General features: G+C 75.4%; 2 protein-coding genes. One reads left to right on the top strand and one right to left on the bottom strand.

The window, feature by feature from the left end; translation table 11 throughout:
* Positions 1 to 629, bottom strand: a 629-nt coding sequence (locus tag E1283_RS35555; RefSeq protein WP_132822289.1) for a helix-turn-helix domain-containing protein, incomplete at its 3' end; no start/stop codon positions are given.
* A 208-nt stretch (positions 630 to 837) separates the two neighbouring features.
* On the opposite strand from E1283_RS35555, the gene E1283_RS35550 reads away from it, so the two are divergent.
* Positions 838 to 2,204 (top strand): DUF2264 domain-containing protein (locus tag E1283_RS35550; RefSeq protein WP_132822288.1); only part of this gene is annotated, 1,367 nt, incomplete at its 3' end.

The following is a 2,204-nucleotide window of genomic DNA, read 5'->3' as shown; positions in this document are numbered from 1 at the left end:
GGGCCGGGGCCCGGTTCCCGGGCGGCGCGGCGGAGTCCGGCGAGTGCCTCGGTCAACTCGGCGCCGCGCGCGACGCGTTCCTCCGCCGGCGCCGGGAGGTGGGGCGCCCGGTCCTCGCCGGGCCCGTCGGCGAGGACCAGGGCCACGTCGTCGCCGTCCTGCCAGAGGCCGAGCAGCCGTGGCCGACGCAGCGTCAGCGGCGGCGCGGTGGGGGGCGTGACGGGCGGATCGCCCGCGCCGTCCACGCCCCACCGGCGCCAGACGGCGCCGAGCGTCGAGTGCGCGATCCCGAGGTGGTCGGCGAGCGCGCGCGCCGACCAGGCGCGGCGCGGCGCCGGCGGGCCGGCGACCGTGGCCGCGACCACGTCCGCCTCGTCGACCTGCGGCGGGCGCCCGCTGCGCGGGCGGTGCTCCAGGCCGCCGAGCCCGTGCTCGGCGTAGCGCCGGCGCCAGGACGAGACGGTCGGCCGGGAGAGGCCGAGTGCCCGCGCGGTGTCGGAGACCGAGGCGCCGGCGGCCGCGTCGAGCACGATGCGCGCGCGCACCTCCCGGTCGGGGCGCCCGGCCGACCAGGCCCGCAACGCCTCCCGTTCCGCGTCCGACAGCGCGAGTTCCGGTACGTCATGCATCCGGCCATCCAACACCCCGACCGGCACGTTGTAAAAGTACTAACCGACCACTTGTGGGGAGTGGAGGCCGGGTTCTGGTCGTCTCAGGCGTGACTTGGACGGCGAAAGCGGCTGATCCGTCGAAATTCGTGAGGTCGGAGCATTGACTTAAGGTAATCCATTGGATTTACATACTCCCTGCATCGGCCCACGCCTCCGAGGGGACCGCATGACCGCACCCGACCGGCGGGACCCGAGCCCCACCCCGCCGCGCACGACCTTCACCCGCACCGCCGACCGGCTGCTGCTCGCCGTACGCCCGCACGCCACCGACCACCACGCACAGATCCGCCTCCCGGGACCGGCCAGCGCCAACGGCGCCTGGAGCGACGGCCTCGAAGGCTTCGCCCGCACCTTCCTCCTCGCCGCCTTCCGGCTCGCGGGCGACGGCGGACACGACCCGCACCACCTCGCCGAGTGGTACGCCGAGGGCCTGGTCGCCGGCGCCGACCCCCAGGGGCCCGAGCGCTGGCCCCGGTTCTCCGAGCGCAACCAGGCCAAGTGCGAGGCCGCCTCCCTGGCCCTCGCGCTGCACCTGACCCGCCCCTGGATCTGGGACCGGCTGCCCGCCCGCACCCAGGGCCACCTGCTGGCCTGGCTCGGTGAGATGGTCGGCGACCGCATGCCGGGCAACAACTGGATCTGGTTCCAGGCCGTCACCGAGGCGTTCGCCCGCACCGTGGGCGGCTCCTGGCAACAGCGCGACCTGGACCGCACCGTCGAACTCACCGACACCTGGTACGCGGGCGACGGCTGGTACTCCGACGGCCTGGCCGGCGGCGCCCACCGCAACTTCGACCACTACAACGGCTGGGCCATGCACTTCTACCCGCCGTGGTTCTGCCGGATCCTCGGCGCCGACGCCCCGCCCGGGCTCCTCGACCGCTACCGCGACCGGCTCCGCCGCCACCTCGAGGACCACCGCCTCCTGACCGGCGGCAACGGTTCCCCGCTCATCCAGGGCCGGTCGCTGACCTACCGCTTCGCCGCCCTGGCCCCGGTGTGGACGGGCGCGCTGTTCGACGCCACCCCGCTGCCACCGGGCGAGACCCGCCGCCTCGCCACCGCCACGTTCACCCACTTCCTCGACCACGGCGCCGTCCGCGAGGACGGGCTGCTCAGCCTCGGCTGGCACCACGCCTTCCCCCGCATCCGACAGGAGTACTCGGGACCCGCCTCGCCGTACTGGGCCGCCAAGGGCTTCGCCGGGCTGCTGCTGCCCGCCGACCACCCGGTGTGGACCGCGCCCGAATCCCCGCTCGCCATCGAGGAGTCGGACCACCACCGCACCCTCGGCCCGCCCGGCTGGCTGGTCTCCGGCACCCGCGAGGACGGCGTGGTCCGCGTCGTCAACCACGGCAGCGACCACATCGACCCCGCCCGCCTGGTCTCCGACGACCCCGCCTACGCCCGGCGCACGGCCGCGATCGCCGGCCGGCACCCCGCCGTCACCAGCGGCCTCGCCGAGCTGTTCGTGCTGCCCTCCTTCCCCGCGCTCGTGCCCGTCGCCAGCATCGTGGCCGGCTCCGGCGTCCG

Source organism: Streptomyces hainanensis (genome assembly GCF_004348415.1).
Lineage (GTDB): Bacteria > Actinomycetota > Actinomycetes > Streptomycetales > Streptomycetaceae > Streptomyces > Streptomyces hainanensis.
Note: the sequence above shows the minus strand (reverse complement) of the source record. Positions and strands in the feature narration are given on the sequence as shown.